Consider the following 1,510-nt stretch of genomic DNA (forward strand, 5'->3'; position numbering starts at 1 on the left):
CTAGACGCTATGAGGTGACCGGCCTGGTGGGCTGGTTGCGGGCCGGGGCCCCGCGCACAGATGCTCGTGGGTTACCGAGCAGGGGCCGCCTGCTCGGCCTATCCGACAGATGTGGGAGGCCCCGGTGTTTACCGAGCGTACGAGTGTTGGGCTGGATGTGCACGCACGATCGGTCGCGGCAGCGGCGATCGATGGCGTGAGCGGTGAGTTGCTTCAGGCGAGGCTGACGCCCTCGTTCGAGGAGATCAGGTCCTGGCTTGGCAAGCTGGAGGGTCCGGTCGCGGTGGCGTACGAGGCCGGCCCGACAGGGTTCGGGCTGTACCGGGACCTGACCTCAGCAGGGATCCGGTGCGAGGTCGTCGCGCCGAGCAAGCTGCAGCGCCCGGCCGGAGACCGGGTCAAGACCGACGCCAAGGACGCGATCCACCTGGCTCGGCTGCTGCGCCTAGGCGAGACCACGCCGGTGGCGGTGCCCACGGAGTCGACCGAAGCGGCGCGCGACCTGGTCCGTGCCCGGGAGGACTGCCGTGGGGACCTGATGCGGGCCCGGCATCGTCTCTCCAAGCTGCTGCTGCGGCACGGGATCGTGTACTCCGGCGGGCGGGCGTGGACCGGCGTCCACGACGTGTGGCTGCGGAAGGTGGCGTTGCCGCAGCTGGGCGCCCATGCTCAGGTGCTGACCTTCGACGCCTACTACGAGAACGTGCTGGCCACCACCGCCCGCCGCGACCGTCTCGATGCCGCCATCGCGGAGATGGCCGCGGACAGCGAGTTCACTGCCCTGGTGCATCGGCTGGGCTGCCTGCGCGGGATCGCGACCTTGACCGGGTTCGCCCTGGCCGTCGAGATCGGCGACTGGCACCGGTTCACCGGCTCCAGCATCGGCGCCTTCCTCGGCCTGGTCCCTTCCGAGTCCTCCTCCGGCGCGAGCCGCAGCCAGGGAGCGATCACCAAGACCGGCAATGGTCACGCCCGCCGGCTCCTGGTCGAGGCCGCCTGGCACCACCAGAGGCGCTACACCATCGGCAAGACCCTTCGCGACCGGTGGGACCTGGCCCCGGCCGCGGCACGCGCCCGCGGTGATCTCGGCAACCGGCGCCTGCACGCCCGCTGGGTCACCTTCACGCAGCGCAACAAGAAGCCCTCGATCGCCAACGTCGGCATCGCCCGCGAACTCGCCGGCTGGTGCTGGTCCCTGGCGGTCCTCGAGGAGGACTGACCCCCAGACCGCTTCGTGAGCCAGCAAGGTGCTGGCGGCAGCGCGTGGAGTGACCCGCCCGGCTGACTATGAGCAGCCCCCACCCGGTGGCCATGCTCGTCCCTAGACAAGCGGAATCGCTCCAGCCGAACACCGTCTTGCGGTACCCAACCCGCGCATATCAGCCTCGACCGCGCGTCGACAACGACACGCTCCACCACCACCGGCACACGAAGCACCGAGGCGCCCGCCCCCACATCCCGGGGACGGGCGCCTCACCCCGCCACTTGACAGGAAGTCCCTACATATCAG

The 1,510-nt window shown here is 70.3% G+C and carries 1 protein-coding gene; it reads left to right on the forward strand.

What is annotated here, in order from left to right; all coding sequences use genetic code 11:
• Positions 1–109 precede the first annotated feature (109 nt).
• Positions 110–1,219, forward strand: a complete 1,110-nt coding sequence (locus GA707_RS20600) for an IS110 family transposase (protein WP_226964014.1) — start codon at positions 110–112, stop codon at positions 1,217–1,219.
• Positions 1,220–1,510 lie beyond the last annotated feature (291 nt).

The sequence above is a fragment of the Nostocoides sp. F2B08 genome (genome assembly GCF_009184895.1).
GTDB lineage: Bacteria > Actinomycetota > Actinomycetes > Actinomycetales > Dermatophilaceae > F2B08.